Origin of the sequence: Listeria costaricensis (assembly GCF_900183385.1) — a bacterium.
GTDB classification, from domain to species: domain Bacteria; phylum Bacillota; class Bacilli; order Lactobacillales; family Listeriaceae; genus Listeria; species Listeria costaricensis.
The window spans coordinates 383,350-399,315 of the sequence record NZ_FXUT01000001.1 but is presented as its reverse complement, the minus strand read 5'-3'; the positions used below and the strand labels follow the sequence as shown (position 1 = coordinate 399,315).

The window sequence follows — 15,966 nt, the reverse complement described above, 5'->3', positions numbered from 1 at the left end:
TGGGGGAAAGTATTTATTTCCCCTTGTTTTGCCGTATAGAACACGCTATAATAAATGTGGTTCTGTGCTTTACACTTTGAAGTATCGGGAATGGGGCACAAATGACAAAAGGGAGAGCTCTATTTAGGGTGAAATTTCTGATTTACAGTTTTAAATTATCTGAAAAATAATGTTTTTGTCAATGTACCCTCCAAAAAGTGACTGAATTAGAGGAGGAAGAAAATGAAAAAATTACTAGTAGGGATTTTAGGCTTTGTCTTGCTGTTCTCACTTGCGGCATGTTCAAGTTCTAACAGCGATTCCAGTAAAAAAGAGGAAAGCAGCAAAACATCGGAGTCTAAATCACAAGAAAAAGTATTGGACTATTATATGAGTCTTGTGGATACAATTACTGCAGATAATGGCGATTACAGTACGTATGTGGCACAGGCGGGTGCAGATCCTGCGCCGTCAGCTGATGAGTTGAAGCAACTTGCAGCAGCAGGCTCAACTTCTGCTGAAAAGGTTTCTGAAGCTCTAGCAGCCGAAAAAGTACCCGATATCGGCAAATCAACAGAAGACTTCCAAAAAGCGGTGAAAGATCTGAGTGATGCTTATAAACAAGAAGCAGAAGCACTGAAAGCAGATGCACCGGATACAACAGCAGCTGATGAAGCGATGCAAAAAGCTTCTGATGAAATTGCGAAGATCTTGGAAGACAACGGTCTTGCAGGATCAGACATTATTACCGATACAATGTAAAATAAAAAGCGTTTTGAAGCCGCCGCAAAAGGGCAGATTCAAAACGCTTTTATTTTTTCTTTTTCGTCGCATTGATTTCGTTTTGTAGTGTGGCAAAAGTGTCTAACAGTTCATTCGATTTATGTTCCAAGATTTCCTTTTGTTCCTTATCCGTATCGTCTAAATAAATATAATCACCAAAACGGATGTAAACGGGCTTACGTTTTAGCACCTCTTTGAAATTCTTCGGACCGTCATAAACGGCAGGCAGAATGGGCACTTTTCCTTTAAAAGCAATGGTTACTGCTCCCCGTTTCAAATGAAGGTTTGCTTGACTGCGCGTGCCACTCGGGAAGATGCCGACGACTTTTCCCTGTTTGAGAATCCGGATCGGCGACTTAATGGCGCTGGGTCCAGGATTTTCTCGATTGACTGGAAAGGCACCGAAATGCGTCATTGCCCAGTTGAGCAGTTTTCCTTTAAACAGTTCCTGCTTCGCCATATAATGAATCTGGGTAGGATATACCGCAAAAGCCAGATAAATAATTTCGAGCCATGAGGTATGCGGCGAAACGAGTACATATGGGGTTTGGGTGATTTTATCTTTATTTTGAATTTTTATACGGCCGCCAAGTAAGACGAGAATCACATGAACGACGGTTTTGGCAAATTTGTAGAACAACCTACTTCACTCCCTATATTAAAACATGCCTAAAATATAGTATACTTAAAAAGATGGCAATTTGCACGAAAAAAATAGTAGAAAAGAGGATATCATGAAACTCTTACATACAGCAGATCTTCATTTAGGTAAAATAGTAAATGGCGTTTCCATGCTTGCGGAACAGGCCTATATTTTAAAACAAATTACGACGATCATTGAAGAAGAAGCGGTTGACGCGATTCTTTTGGCGGGCGATCTCTATGACCGTTCTGTGCCGCCAACCGAAGCGGTCAATCTTCTGAATGATACGCTCTATACTTGGAATGTCAAGCTGGGCAAGCCGGTTTTTGCGATCAGCGGGAATCATGACAGTGCAGATCGGCTCGCTTTTGGGGCCGCTTGGTACCGTGAGCAACAGTTTTTTATGGCGGGGAAATTAACGGCTGAGATTGAACCGATTTCCTTTGAAGATGCGCAAATTTGGCTGGTGCCGTATCATGAACCGGCGACTTTTCGTGCGCTTTCTAAAAATGACGCTGTGAAAAGCTTTGATGATGCTTTCCGGCAGATCACGATGGATATTCGGAAAAAGCAGGATTCCAGTAAGCGGCAAATTTTAGTGGGTCATGCCTTTGTCAGCGGGGGCCTTCCGAGTGATTCTGAACGGCAGCTTTCAATTGGAAATGTGGACCGGGTAGCGGTCGATGTATTTGACGGGTTCGACTATGTGGCGCTTGGTCATTTGCATCACCCGCATGCGATTCGACATGATGTGATTCATTATAGTGGTTCACCGCTTAAATATTCTTTTTCAGAAGCGAATGACCATAAAAGTGTGCGCATTGTGGAACTGAACGGGGAGCAACTGACGGTACGAGAACGGCTGCTAACGCCTAAGCATGATTTGAGAATTATCGAAGGATCACTAGAGGAACTAACCACCCATATTGACGCTCGACCAGATGACTATCTGCAAATTAAATTGACGGATTCTGGCGCGCTCATTGATCCAATCGGCAAACTGCGTAAATTTTATCCGAATATTTTACACCTTGAACGAAAGCGCGCCAATCAGCAGACGGTAAAAACCGAAGCCTTTGAAGAGGTTGTTAAAAAAGATGATTTGGAACTGTTTGAACAATTTTTTCATGAGGTAAGTGGCACTGAAATCACAGCGCACCAAAAAAAGCTGGTTCAAGATGTGATTCGACAAGTGAAAGCAGGTGATGAAAAATGAGGCCTCTTCAATTGACCATGCAGGCATTCGGAGCCTATGCAGGGACAGAAGTGATTGATTTTGAGCAGTTGGGCGATGAAAGAATGTTTGTCATTACAGGGAAAACGGGTGCCGGTAAGTCAACCATTTTTGACGCAATCAGTTTTGCAATTTTTGGACGAGCCAATACCTATGATCGAGAAAGTTTTTCCATGCGCAGCGATTTTGCAGATCCGCAGGAAATTACGCGTGTATCACTTTCTTTTGAATTGCGTGGCAAAACCTATCTGATCGAACGAACGCCTACTCAGGATGTGCAAAAACAGCGCGGTGACGGTATGCGAACGCTCAATCAAAAGGCGACACTCTATGAACGGACAGGCGGGGAAGAAAAGCTCTTGGCGAGTTCGGTGCGCGATGTAACGACTAAAATGGAGGAAATCTTACAATTAGATGTACATCAATTTCGGCAGATTTTGATGATTCCGCAGGGCGAATTTCGCGAGTTGCTTGTCTCGGAAAGTAAAGAAAAAGAGGCCATTCTGCAGCGACTTGCCCACACACAGTTTTATCAAAAAATGGAAGAAGCGTTTCTTGAAAAACAAAAGCAGGCGTATCAGCAGGTGGCGCAGGCCGAGCAGGAAAAAGCTTTGATTTTAGCGCAGCTCTTTCAAGATGATGTACCGGAAGCATTAACGGCAGCAGAAGAACGTGCGCTGATCGAGAAACAGTTAGAAGAAAAGCGGGCGGCTAAACATGAAGCGGATCAAAATCTGCAGGTAGTGGAACAGGAAATTGAGCAGACTCTCCAAAAAATCGCGGTGGCCAAGCAGTTGCTGGCAGATTTGGCTGAAAAAGAACAAGCGGAAAAACAATTGGAAAATCTCGAGGCGCAGCAAGCTAAATTTCAAGAGCAGGCTGCACGTATCAATCGGATTCAACTAGCCGAACGCTTGAAACCACTGTATGAACAACAAATCCAAAGTGGTAAAGCGAAAGTAGAGGCAGAAAAGGCCAAACTTGAGATGGAAAGACAATTGGCTCGCGCGACGGAAACAGAACGACTAAGCCATCAAGAATTGGCAGAATTAGAGGAGAAACGCCCGCAATATGAAAAATGGCGGCGAAATAGCATTCAATTTGATGAGATTGCCCATAAGATCAGTCGACTGCAAACGATTGAGTCGGAGTTGCACAAAGTGAGCCGACAGGTGGAGCAACTGGAAAAACGTTATACGGAGCTTGAACAGCAAAAAGAGCGGACGGAGCAAGAGATCAGTCTGAAAGAAACACTTTTAAATGATACGAATGATTTGGATCGTCGTTATTATCATTTAGAAAAACAATTGGACGATTTAACACGATTAGCTGAAGACTATGCTGCTGAAATTGCACGTGAAAAGTCGCTTCAAGAGTGGCAAAAGATGCTACAGCAAAAAACACAAGTGTGGGAACAAGTCTCTGCTCGAAAAAAAGCGATTGAAACGAAACTGGTTGCTATACGAGCCGCTGAACAGCAGGAACTAGCGGCCATGCTGGCTGCCACACTTGTGGAAGGAGAAGCCTGTCCAGTCTGCGGATCCGCGCATCATCCACAAAAAGCGGTTCATCAGGAAACGATGCACTCAGATGAGCAACAACAAGCAGAAAAAGAACTGGCACAGATTAACGAAGAGCTTGCGGTGTTAGAAAAAGAACGGCAGCACTTTATTTGGCAAATCGAGCAGGCGGAGCGGGAGAATGGCGAAACGCTTCAAAGCTATGAAATCCATTATCAAGCGGTTATTGGCCAAAAAAATGAGCTGGCAAAGGAAAAGTCATTTTTAAAAGAGCAGTTGGTGCAACGCCAGCAAAACCAACAGGATAAATTGGCGCTGGAACAAAAAGCAGCAGAGTATCAGGCCCAGCTTTTGCAATTGGCGCCAGATCGGACACATAATAAGGAGCAGTTGACCAAGCTGCTTCATGAGCAAACGCTTTTGCAAGAGGCCATTCCTGAGCCGCTGCGCGTGCCAGAAACGTTTTATGCCACCCAAAAAAGAATTTCTGCGAATATGGCGCATTTTGAAAAGCAAGAGACTTCTGCAAAGGCGGCGGCCGAAGATGCTAAAATTGCGATGGTGCAAGCAGGGTCTCTGTTAAAAGGACTCGAAGGACAATTTTTCCAAGCAGAGCAGGCAGCAAATACGGCAGCCACTGTTTTTCAGACGGCACTCGATGAAAAGGGCTTTCAGGATGCAGCAGACTATTTGGCCTATTTGGAGGGAGTGGGCGAGTTGACTACACTTCTAGCCGAGCTCGAACGCTACCAGCATGATTGTTTGCTGACAAAGGAGAAAGTCGCAGCCTTACGCCAAAAGGTCGATCAAAAGGAGCAGCCTGACTTGACCAGACTAGAACAGCACTTTTCTGAACAGAAGGAGGCGCGTACGGAACTTGCAGAGCGTCGAGCTGGTATCATTGAAATGATTCGGCAGCAGGAGCAGCTGGCTGACAGATTGGATGCACTGCTTGTCCGCTTAGCCAAATATGAAGCTGAATATGCGAATATTGGCTTTTTGGCGGATATGGCCCGTGGGAAAAATGACCGTAAATTGACTTTTGAACGGTATGTATTGGCCACCTTCTTAGATACGATCGTTCAGCGTGCCAATGTTCGGCTTGCTAAAATGACGGGTGGGCGGTTCTTGCTTCGACGAAAAAAGGAGCGGGCAAAAGGCAATGTTCAAAGCGGCTTGGAACTGGAAGTCTTTGATGAATATACCGGCCAAACGCGCCACGTTAAAACCCTTTCCGGTGGGGAGAGTTTTAAAACATCCTTGGCGCTTGCTTTGGCACTGGCTGAGGTCGTACAGGAAATGGCTGGTGGGATTTCGCTTGAGACTATGTTTATTGATGAGGGCTTTGGAACGCTGGATCCGGAATCGCTTGAAATGGCGATTGAATGTTTACTGGAAACGCAGGAAAGCGGTCGACTAGTGGGGATCATTTCGCATGTGCCTGAACTGAAAGAACGTATTCCGGCCAAACTGGTTGTCACAGCTAGTAATCGGGGCAGCACGACCCAATTTATTCTCCAAAATTAAGCGTGGATTTACGATGCTTGCGAAATAAGTTATAATGAAGTTTTACAGGTAATTTGAAAGGGGCAGTTGTGTTGGATACCAAAGTCGATATTGAAAACCAAATGATTCCGTACCGCATCAAGCAAGCCGGTAAACAGCTTGCCAGTGAAACGGACATCCAAACCGAGCAAGAAGGGCAGAAAATAAGTTATTTATTTTCCGATCAGGCCGAAGCGGTTTATCTAGGTGCGAATGATTTTGACTGCAGTTGTCCCCCTCATGTTAGTGGTGCAGAACCAGTCTGTGCTCATATTTATGCGGCTTCCCTTTTACGCCGAGATGCGGAACATGCGAAGAAGTCTGCTGATTTTAAAAAACGCATTTTAGAACAAGAGGCCGAAACATTGCTGAGCCTTTTTCAAACCAGTATGTCGCAGCATTATCAGCCGGAAGATTTGCGTGCCAAGGAAACACTGCTCATTCACTACCAGCTGAAAATCAAACAGGAAAAAGACCAGCATGTTCTCGTACTTGAATTGAAAGTGGGCCCCAAACGCACCTATATTGTCAAAAACATCCGGACTTTCTTGCGGGCCGTTTCAAAAGGTCAGCTCTACAATTTTACGAAAACCTTCAGTTATGATCCGTCAGAACATACATTTAGCCCAGAGGATCAGGCGATTTTAAAGCTGCTGATTCAAATCAGTGAGATGACCAAGATGTTCGAGCAAGACGCTGATTACTGGTCGCGGAATTATTCAGACGATAAGATGCTGATGCTCCCAGCCAGTATGGCGGTCGAATTGTGTCACAAACTGGTCGAGCAGCCGCTTACACTTGTGGTGCTGGATAATAAAGGCAATTCGGCGTTTACCTACCCGCATATTCGACTGGCGTCAGGAAAACCGGATTTTGCCTATACATTGACAAAAAATGAAGCAGGCGATTATCAACTGGAGCTTGATATGCTTCAGCAGGCGATCTTTTTGGAAGCCTACCAGTTGATTTTTTGCGAGGGTGTTTTATATATTGGTCTGGATAAAATTTGGCCGGAACTAGCACCGCTGATTGCTTTTCATCAAGTGACCAATGCAGAGTTTGTTCAGTTTAGCGAACAGAAATTAAGCGAGATGATTTCCTATGTGCTGCCAACTTTGAAGAAAAGCGGCACGGTTACCATTGATTCATCGATTGCTGGGCGAATTATGCAGGCGCCCCTTGAGGCCAAAATGACGATTCGGCAAAAAGACCTCCGTCACGAAGTTCAGCTGCGCTATCATTATGAAAATCAGGTGTTTGATCCTTTCCAAACAGAGGAAAGTAATTTAGACGGGGAGCAAGTCATTATTCGTGATATTGAAAAAGAAAGCTATATCATGAATTTGATCGAACAGGCACCGCTCCATTTTGTCAGCGGCTCGATCTATGTGTCCCAAAAAGAAGAAGAGCTCTACCAGTTTTATTACCATATAGTGCCGCGTCTTTCTGAATATGTCGAGATTTATTTGGAGGACGGGTTGGAGGAAATGATTGAGGAACGCGTGAAGCCTGTTCTCGCCTTGAATTTGGAAAAAAGTGGCGATTTCTTGGCTGTTAATTTTGAATTTGAGGGAATTGCGGAGGATGAAATTCAGCAGGTCCTCGAATCCTTACGTGATAAACAAGCCTTTCACCGCTTGAAAAATGGCCGTTTTTTGTCACTCGAAGCGCGCAGCTATCAGGAGATGGAGCAAGTATTCGAGCTGCTTGATATTCGTAAAAAAGATGTTCAGAGTGAGCTACAGGTTCCACTTTATCGCGGCGTTCAGATTTATGAAGAGCTTGGGATTCAGCGCGTCGATGAAAGTCATCGTTTTAATCGTGACTTCAAGCATCTGCTGGAGGATATTACAGAAACTGTCCCAGATCAGTATCCACTTCCTAAAAAGCTGACTGCTGAACTGCGTGATTATCAACTTACCGGCTATCAGTGGCTACGATCGCTTTATAAGTATCGTCTGGGTGGTGTTTTGGCAGATGACATGGGTCTTGGTAAAACGATTCAGACGATTGCTTTTCTAACAGGCATTTTAGAAGAGCGGCCGGATCTAGCGCCTATCCTGATCGTCACGCCTGCTTCACTGCTTTACAACTGGCAGAGTGAGTGGCAGCGTTTTTCACCTGAAGTTCCAGTAGAGGTCATCTACGGAGATAAAAATCAGCGGCTCACGATGATAGACGAGATGCAGCCAGGCTGTGTGTACCTGATTTCTTATCCAAGTGTGCGTCAAGATGAAATCGCCCTCAGCAAAAAAAGCTTTTCCTGTCTGATTTTAGATGAGTCGCAAACGATTAAAAATTATCAGACGAAAGGTTCGCTTGCCGTTCGTTCCATCAAAGCAAGTGCTCGGTTCGCGCTAAGTGGCACGCCGCTTGAAAACCGAATCGATGAACTGTGGACGATTTTCCAAACGTTGATGCCGGGCTTTTTCCCAACGCTGCAAAAATTCAAGCAGATTCCACCGCGTAGCATCGCTAAATTGATCCGGCCGTTTCTAATGCGCCGCTTAAAACAGGATGTGGCAAAGGAACTGCCAGAAAAAATCGAAACAAATCTGCTGTCTGAGCTGACCAACGAGCAAAAGACCCTCTATCTGGCGTATTTAGAAAAAATTCAACAGGATTTGCTAGATCCGCACTTGGTGAACGGGGAAGAACGGATGAAGCTGCTTGCTGGTCTCACGCGTTTGCGGCAAATTTGCTGTGATCCACGCCTTTTCTTACCGGAATATCAAGGTCATTCTGGCAAATTCGAGCAGTTATTTGATACAATAAAGACGGCGGAAGAAAACAACAATCGGCTGCTCATTTTTTCTCAATTTACCAGCATGCTGGGGTTAATTCGTGATCAATTGGAAAAAGAAGGCTATGCGTTTTATTATATGGATGGTCAGACACCGGTAAAAGAACGGCTCAATATGGTCACCGCTTTTAATGAAGGACAGAAGCGTATTTTCCTAATCTCGCTAAAAGCTGGCGGGACGGGGCTGAATTTAATCGGTGCGGACATGGTGATCTTATATGATCTTTGGTGGAATCCGGCTGTAGAAGAACAAGCGGCCTCACGCGCGCACCGAATCGGACAGAAAAAGGTGGTCCAAGTGATGCGAATGATCACAAAAGGGACAATCGAAGAAAAAATTTATGACTTGCAGCAGAAAAAGCAAGCACTCGTCGATGAAATTATTCAGCCGGGTGAAAAACTGCTGACCAAATTAACACTGGATGAAATGAAAGAAATTCTAATGTTGGAAAATGAAAGGAAGGGATCATCATGACAAAATGGGAAGTATTTGCAACAGCAACAGAAGACGAGGCAGTGAAAAAAATTAAAGAATTGGAACTCGCAGGCTATCAAAAGGAAGATATTTCAATCCTTGCCAAGCGTCCAAAAGAAATCGAGGATCTGGCTGAAGAAGAGCAAGTAGAAGTGGAACGGCCGGTCAACGAAGAAGCTTTCGGCATCATTTCCGGTATTCTGCAATCGCTTAGTGGCGGTCTTGTTTTACCGCAAGTCTATACACCAAATGGCGCGTTTTATGCGGCTGGACCGTTTGCAAAATGGTTTTCACGTACAGATGACAAAAGTGTTCGCCGGCTTTTGGGCGATTTTGATTTGACCAAGGAAGAAATCGATCAACTTATTGAACATCTCGATCAAGGGGATATCTTAGTTCTAGCACGCTAAGCAGGTTTCATATGAAAAAGCTCAATCTAAAAAAACGAGGAGCCGTTCTGATTGCTCTAAGTCTCGTGAGTTTAGTTGCAGCAGTCCTCATCCTCATTATCGTCATGCAGTCAACCACGGAAAAGGATACGCAAAAATACGAAACGAGCATTCCAGAAGATTTCATTCCAATTTACCAAAAAGCGGCCAAAAAGTACCAGATTAGCTGGTTTCTTTTAGCAGCCGTTCATCGTGTGGAAACAAAATTTTCAACGGCTGAACCGATGATTTCAAAAGCAGGTGCAATCGGGCCGATGCAGTTCATGCCTTGCAGTTTTGTCGGCTGGCAGGAGAAAAGTTGTCCGCTAACAAATGGTGTGGGTGAGATTGCGCAAAAAGACTTGACCGATCCTGCTTATATTAAAAAGCATGGCGGTTATGGCGTAGATGCAAATGGCGATGGCAAGGCTGACCCGTGGGATTTAGAGGATGCCGTTTTTAGTACAGCTAATTTTCTTGCGGATAATGGCGCCAGAGATGGACAAGTTGAGAAAGCCGTTTTTGCATATAACCATAGCGAGAAATACGTGCGAGACATCATGGCTTATAAAAATAAATTTCAAAAAGAATGGCAAAAAGCACATTGAGCCATTCTTTTTTTGATGCGTTGATAACAAAAACTTATCGAAATGAGCGAGTTTATCTTTGTTTACTTATCAATCAATTTTCAGTACAATAGGTAGGTAGATATGCGTTTCAAGCGAAGGAGGAAACGAAGACATGACAAATTGGAAAGAACAAGCGAAGGCGTCTTTTCAACTAAATGATCAGACGTACCATTATTACAAACTAAATACGTTAGAAGCGAACCAAGAAACAAAAATCGAGAAATTGCCGTATTCCATCCGTGTTCTACTAGAATCTGTTCTAAGACAGCGCGACGGACGTGTGATTACAGATGCACACATTGAAAGACTGGCAAAATGGTCAAAAGCTGGAACAAGCGGAGAAGTTCCTTTTAAACCGGCGCGAGTGATCTTGCAGGATTTTACGGGTGTGCCAGCTGTGGTTGATTTAGCTTCCCTTAGAAAAGCGATGGCAGGTATGGGCGGCGATCCGGAAAAAATTAATCCGGAAATCCCTGTTGACCTTGTTGTCGACCACTCGGTTCAAGTCGATAGTTATGCCAATCCAGAAGCTTTGAAAATCAATATGGAGCTCGAATTTGAGCGAAATATGGAACGTTACACGTTTTTAAACTGGGCGCAGAAAGCCTTTGATAATTATCGTGCAGTACCGCCTGCAACCGGGATCGTCCATCAGGTCAACTTGGAATATCTAGCCGATGTAGTAACGGCTAAGAAGGACGAAAATGGGGAATGGGTAGCTTATCCGGACAGTCTGGTCGGTACCGACAGTCATACAACGATGATTAACGGGATCGGCGTTCTTGGCTGGGGAGTTGGCGGGATTGAAGCAGAAGCCGGCATGTTGGGTCAGCCGTCTTATTTCCCAATTCCAGAAGTAATGGGTGTCAAACTTACTGGCGCGCTTCCAAATGGAGCCACAGCCACAGACTTTGCTTTAAAAGTGACGCAAGTATTGCGCGAGAAAAAAGTAGTGGGCAAATTTGTTGAGTTTTATGGTCCTGGTGTTTCGACTTTACCACTTGCTGACCGGGCGACAGTTGCCAATATGGCGCCTGAATATGGTGCAACATGCGGATTCTTCCCTGTGGATGCGGAGTCGCTTGCCTACTTACGTCTAACAGGGCGTAGCGAAGAGCAGATCGCACTTGTACAGAAGTACCTGGAAGAAAACGATCTATTTTTTACAGCAGACAAACCGGAACCAACGTATACAGAAACAGTAGAAATTCGTCTGGATGAAATTGAACCAAACCTTTCCGGGCCAAAACGCCCACAGGATTTGATTCCACTTTCCAAAATGAAAGAAACGTTCCAAAAGTCGATCACAGCACCTGCTGGCAATCAGGGCTTTGGGCTGAAAGAGAGTGATCTGGAAAAAGAAGCTAAAGTCGTATTTGGCAACGGGGATGAATCGATCATGAAGACGGGGGCTGTGGCGATTGCGGCCATTACCAGCTGCACCAATACATCGAACCCCTACGTTATGCTGGCAGCGGGCTTAGTTGCTAAAAAGGCTGTTGAAGCGGGTCTGGAAGTGCCGAAATTTGTCAAGACCTCCCTTGCTCCGGGGTCTAAAGTGGTGACGGGCTATTTGGAAAAAGCCGGCTTAACCCCTTATCTACAAAAGTTGGGCTTCGATTTAGTCGGCTACGGGTGTACAACGTGTATCGGGAACTCTGGGCCTTTGAAAGATGAAATCGAGCAGGCTATTCAGGACAACGATCTTCTTGTGTCGGCCGTTTTAAGTGGCAACCGGAACTTTGAAGGTCGCATCCACGCGCTTGTCAAGGCGAATTTTCTAGCTTCACCACCACTTGTTGTGGCTTATGCACTCGCGGGTACGACAAATCTTGACTTGACAAAAGAAGCGATCGGTCGGGGTCATCACGGCAAAGAGATCTACTTGGATGATATTTGGCCAAGTGCTGAGGAAGTGAAGGCGCTTGTCGAAGAGACTGTAACGCCAGAACTTTTCCGCGAACAATATGCCCGTGTTTTTGATGAAAATGAAGCTTGGAATGCGATTGAAACGACAGACGAACCGCTTTACAAATGGAATGAGTCATCCACCTATATTGCCAATCCGCCATTTTTTGAGCATCTTTCCAAAGAAGCCGGTCGTGTAGAGCCGCTTTCTTCCATGCGGGTGATTGGTAAATTTGGTGACTCCGTTACGACGGACCATATTTCGCCAGCCGGTGCAATTGGCAAAGATACACCAGCCGGTCAATTTTTACAAGCAGAAGGTGTGGCTATTCGGGATTTCAATTCCTACGGTTCAAGACGTGGACACCATGACGTGATGATGCGCGGGACATTTGCCAATATTCGGATTAAAAATCAGATTGCACCGGGTACAGAAGGCGGCTACACGACATACTGGCCTACCGGTGAAGTGACGTCCATTTATGACGCATCTCGCAAGTATTTAGCTGATGGGACGGGCCTTGTTGTCTTAGCTGGTGATGATTATGGTATGGGATCATCTCGAGACTGGGCTGCCAAAGGGACGAACCTGCTCGGAATTAAAACAGTGATTGCTAAGAGCTACGAGCGCATTCATCGCTCCAACTTAGTCATGATGGGCGTTCTGCCGCTGCAATTCCAGCCAGGTGAGAGTGCAGATACACTTGGTTTGACAGGCAAAGAAACGATTTCTGTTGCTGTTGATGAAAAGGTACGGCCGCATGATTTGGTAGATGTGACTGCCGTATCTGAGGACGGAGCGACCAAGAAATTCCAAGCAGTCGTGCGCTTTGATTCTGAGGTAGAAATTGATTACTATCGAAACGGTGGCATCCTTCCGATGGTGCTCAGACAAAAACTGGAAGCTTAATAACGAAAAACTCTCCAATCAAGTTGTTGGGGAGTTTTTTTATCATAAGGATTGCACGAAACGAACAAATGTTCTATAATGAGAGAGAGGATAAAAAACTGCCATGAGGATTTTGAGCTTATTACTGCTACAGGTAGAAGAAGTTCCACCTTTAAAATGCATACAAGGAAAGCTTGGTTATTTAGAGTGGAATAATTTAGAAAGCAGTTGGCTCGGGTTTGTGCGGCTTTTTTACACATACATAGCAAAGATAACAGAGGGGTGTAAGAATGGAAAAACGTTGTAGTTGGGCAGAAAATGATGCAGTGATGAAAGACTATCATGATAAAGAATGGTGTGTTCCCAGTCATGATGACCGTTATATTTTTGAAATGCTGAATTTGGAAGGCGCGCAGGCAGGCCTTTCCTGGCGAACGATTTTATTAAAACGGGCAGGCTATCAAAAGGCCTTTCATCATTTTGAAGTGGATCGTTGTGCGGTTTTATCTGAAGAGGAGTTAACAGACATTCGCGAAAACGGTGAAGTGATCCGTAATCGTCTTAAGATTCAGGCTGTGAGAAAGAATGCCAAGGCCGCTCAGAAGGTGATGGCAGAATTCGGCTCACTAGATGCTTATTTCTGGCATTTTACCAAAGGGGAACGGATTGTGAACCACTGGACGGATAGCAGTGAGATGCCAGCACAAAGTCCGCTTTCCGAGACAATCAGTAAAGACTTGAAGAAGCGAGGCTTTTCTTTTGTTGGCCCAGTCATCATCTACTCCTTTTTACAAGCGATTGGCATCATTGATGATCATGAAGTCAGTTGCCCATGTCATAGCGCTTCTCTATAAAAAAACCAGAAATCAGGTGATCGGAATGGTGTCAAGCAGGAGGAAATATCTCCGTCCTGCTTGCTCGATATCCGACCAGCGTAACTGATTTCTGGTTTTTTATTCACTAGCTAGCTTAATGCCACATCGCGTTTGCGGAAAATGGTGAAAGTCAAAGCAAGTAGGAGAGCCATATAAATAAAGATGCCGACAATGATTTGCCAAATGTCGAGCCCGCCTGCTACAGGATTCCCCATGACTGCCTGATTGAGATTTAATAAGTTGAAAAGCAGCCATTTCAGCCAGTCATATTTAGCAATCGCAAGTGGTAAAAGGCTGGCAAGAATGTTTCCCGAAAATAGAATCCCGATACCCACGCCAACTGCCAACGCCTGAGAACGAACGACTGTAGAGAATAAGAAGGCGATGGTCAAGAAAAGTAACATCAGGATAAAGTTAGAACCGGATAGCTGTATGGCTTGTGTAAAGGCTGTGGTGGCACCTGTGCTTGGACTTAGTGGTAGAAACAGTGAAACTTTTGGCAAAATAAAAGAGAAAATGAGCGATGATACGAATAGGGTGATGCTTGTAATAACCGCATATGCGATACAAATCAAATATTTGGAAAGCAGAATCTGAGAGCGCGAATACGGCCGAGCAAGCAGCAATTTAATCGTTCCGCCGGAAAACTCAAAAGCCACAATGGTACTTGCCACAATTACAACTAATATCGTGGCAACCGTTGCAGAGGAGCCCAAAGAGCCGAAAAAGGAAGCATTAGAAAAGTCATTCATTACAAGCGGCTTTTCACCAGCGTCAATATAGGCTTGATAATAATCAATTTGATTTTGAATCTGTTCTTTTTCACTTTTCGGTGCTTGCTTTAATTGTTCTTTGAGTGAGTTGACAGAATCTTGCAAGGACAACTGTACGGCATGATAATTGGTTTTGCCGTTCCTGTCAAATGAACGAGAGTACTCTTCCTCGCTGACCTGCTGCCCATTCTCATTCGTATAGGCAGTAATTCCACCGTCTTTGGCAGTAGGTTCAGAGGAATCATTGGTGATTTTGGTGATTGAAAATATCATAATGGCCATGAGTGCAACAATCACAACCAGAATGATTTGCATGATCCAACTGGATTTCCGTTTAAAAAGTTTCAGCCATTCATTTTTTAAAAGTGCGGTCATTTTGTATCGCCTCCATTCGTTAGGGTCAAGAATCGTTCTTCAAGAGAGGCTTGATGCAAGGCCATTTCAAGCAAGTCGATTTCGCTATGAACTAACAGCTTGGCAATTTGTGGCACAAGCTCAGCATCTAGCGCGATCTCAAGCGTATTGCCATCAATGATTAATTGTTCGGGTTCTAGTTGGGCAAGGAGAGAAGCGGCTTTTTGACCGTCCGATACGACGAGGCGGTATTTATGGTGCGCACTTAAAGTGAGATCAGACATGCTTTCAATATGGGTTAGTTTTCCCTGATTGATAATGGCAAATCGGTCTGTAATCTGTTGGATCTCACTTAATAAATGACTAGAGATAAGGACGGATGTGCCAGAGTGAGCCAATTCACGAATCAGATCGCGGAATTCGGCCATCCCTTGCGGATCAAGACCGTTTGTTGGTTCATCTAAAATAAGTAGGGCGGGACTATGGAGGAGTGCTTGAGCGACACCTAGACGTTGGCGCATGCCTAGTGAATAGGTTTTTACTTTTTGTTGAATCGCATGTGTTAATTTTACTCGCTCAATAATGCGAGCCAATTCTTCGTCGGTGACTGTTTTTCGACTCATTCGAGCAAATTGCTTCAGATTATCTAGGCCGCTCATGTACATGTAAAACTCAGGGTTTTCAATGATGGCACCAATATCTTTGATAGCCCCTTTAAAATCTTGATCAATATCAATTCCATTAATATGTACTTTTCCAGTGGTGCGATTGATAAGTCCTACGATGGAGCGAATGATGGTTGTTTTACCAGCGCCGTTTGGACCAAGCAAGCCAAAAACTTCCCCTTGCTTTACATCAAAGCTGATATTTTCGACCAGAGTCTTTTTTCCAATTTTCTTTGACACTTGGTCAAGCTGTAGAACGGTAGCTTTCATATTTTCACTTCCTTTTTTTAGTAATAAAATCATTATATACCATTTGAATGATAAAAACATTATACTGCAGAAGGGGAGGTTATCCGTCTTAAGTAGGAAAAGAAAAGACCCATCTCGGAAGAATATCCAAGATGAGTCTTTTCGTGCATACATCCTATTACCATCAAGGGAATAAAGAATAATAGGCATGTAT

At 44.4% G+C, this 15,966-nt stretch carries 11 protein-coding genes; 8 read left to right on the top strand and 3 right to left on the bottom strand.

Going from position 1 to position 15,966, the window contains the following annotated elements; translation table 11 throughout:
* Window positions 1-222: 222 nt before the first annotated feature.
* Complete coding sequence (locus CS921_RS01985; protein ID WP_099221357.1) at window positions 223-741, top strand: hypothetical protein; 519 nt, start codon at window positions 223-225, stop codon at window positions 739-741.
* Between the two features lie 49 nt (window positions 742-790).
* On the opposite strand, the gene CS921_RS01980 is transcribed toward CS921_RS01985, so the two are convergent.
* Window positions 791-1,402 (bottom strand): lysophospholipid acyltransferase family protein, encoded by a 612-nt coding sequence (locus tag CS921_RS01980; protein WP_099221356.1) that lies wholly within the window; start codon window positions 1,400-1,402, stop codon window positions 791-793.
* 94 nt (window positions 1,403-1,496) lie between these two features.
* Here CS921_RS01980 and CS921_RS01975 point away from each other — a divergent pair, with 94 nt between their 5' ends.
* From CS921_RS01975 to CS921_RS01945, 7 genes are all read left to right on the top strand, one after another.
* Window positions 1,497-2,621, top strand: coding sequence for an exonuclease SbcCD subunit D (locus CS921_RS01975; protein WP_099221355.1), 1,125 nt, complete (start codon window positions 1,497-1,499; stop codon window positions 2,619-2,621).
* The gene (locus CS921_RS01970) at window positions 2,618-5,686 is read left to right on the top strand and encodes an SbcC/MukB-like Walker B domain-containing protein (RefSeq protein ID WP_099221354.1); all 3,069 of its coding nucleotides are present in this window, start codon (window positions 2,618-2,620) and stop codon (window positions 5,684-5,686) included. Before CS921_RS01975 ends, CS921_RS01970 begins: the two co-directional genes overlap by 4 nt.
* Window positions 5,687-5,757: 71 nt before the next feature.
* A complete protein-coding gene (locus CS921_RS01965) occupies window positions 5,758-8,982 on the top strand; it encodes a DEAD/DEAH box helicase (protein ID WP_420843730.1) in 3,225 nt (1,074 codons plus the stop codon).
* Complete coding sequence (locus CS921_RS01960) at window positions 8,979-9,392, top strand: general stress protein (RefSeq protein WP_099221353.1); 414 nt, start codon at window positions 8,979-8,981, stop codon at window positions 9,390-9,392. Before CS921_RS01965 ends, CS921_RS01960 begins: the two co-directional genes overlap by 4 nt.
* 11 nt (window positions 9,393-9,403) lie before the next feature.
* Window positions 9,404-10,018 (top strand): lytic transglycosylase domain-containing protein, encoded by a 615-nt coding sequence (locus tag CS921_RS01955; RefSeq protein WP_099221352.1) that lies wholly within the window; start codon window positions 9,404-9,406, stop codon window positions 10,016-10,018.
* A 133-nt stretch (window positions 10,019-10,151) separates the two neighbouring features.
* On the top strand, window positions 10,152-12,857 hold the full coding sequence (acnA, locus tag CS921_RS01950; RefSeq protein ID WP_099221351.1) for an aconitate hydratase AcnA: 2,706 nt from the start codon (window positions 10,152-10,154) through the stop codon (window positions 12,855-12,857).
* A gap of 269 nt (window positions 12,858-13,126) precedes the next feature.
* Complete coding sequence (locus tag CS921_RS01945) at window positions 13,127-13,690, top strand: DNA-3-methyladenine glycosylase I (protein WP_099221350.1); 564 nt, start codon at window positions 13,127-13,129, stop codon at window positions 13,688-13,690.
* Window positions 13,691-13,800: 110 nt separating this feature from the next.
* Here the strand turns inward: CS921_RS01945 and CS921_RS01940 are convergent, their stop codons facing one another.
* Complete coding sequence (locus CS921_RS01940; RefSeq protein ID WP_099221349.1) at window positions 13,801-14,859, bottom strand: ABC transporter permease; 1,059 nt, start codon at window positions 14,857-14,859, stop codon at window positions 13,801-13,803.
* Window positions 14,856-15,773 carry an ABC transporter ATP-binding protein gene (locus CS921_RS01935; protein WP_099221348.1) on the bottom strand — a complete coding sequence of 306 codons (918 nt, stop codon included), beginning with the start codon at window positions 15,771-15,773 and terminating at the stop codon, window positions 14,856-14,858. Before CS921_RS01935 ends, CS921_RS01940 begins: the two co-directional genes overlap by 4 nt.
* Window positions 15,774-15,966: the final 193 nt, after the last annotated feature.